Origin of the sequence: Sinorhizobium sp. P24N7 (genome assembly GCF_042436655.1) — a bacterium.
GTDB classification, from domain to species: Bacteria; Pseudomonadota; Alphaproteobacteria; order Rhizobiales; family Rhizobiaceae; genus Sinorhizobium; species Sinorhizobium meliloti_A.
In genome coordinates this window covers 1-447 of sequence record NZ_JBHMIW010000132.1, presented here as the reverse complement: position 1 = coordinate 447, position 447 = coordinate 1, and the positions used below count along the sequence as shown (strand labels likewise).

The following is a 447-nucleotide window of genomic DNA, read 5'->3' as shown; positions in this document are numbered from 1 at the left end:
GGTTTGGACGATGCCGTATCTCCTCGAATTTGCTCTGGGGATGTGGATCGCTTTGGGAGCAAATCTGCTTTCGTTTCGTCTACCGGCATGGAGTTTTTGGCCGGGAATATGTGCCAGCCTCGTTGCATCTGGGATCTATTTCTCGTCCCAGGGTGGCCATTATGCCGTATCGGCAACAACGGTCCTACTGGCGTCGCTGTTCGTGCTGATCGGCGCATTCGCGATGGCACCAAAAAGCACGAGAATCTTGAATGGCGCGATGGCCGCCGTGGGTGACAGTTCCTACAGCCTTTATCTCACACACATGTTCTCGATTAGGGCAATTGTCCTGATCATCGGCTATCTCGGTCTGCAGAGTTTTGTCCCGCCAGCAGCGACTTGGCTGGCGGTCGTCGGCGTGTGCGCCGCATCGGCTTATGTAAATTACTTGCTGCTGGAATGCAGGTG

1 protein-coding gene is annotated in these 447 nt (G+C 54.8%); it reads left to right on the top strand.

Going from position 1 to position 447, the window contains the following annotated elements:
* Positions 1–447: acyltransferase family protein (locus ACFHWW_RS34290; protein WP_379943845.1), on the top strand; the 447-nt coding region annotated here is incomplete at both ends.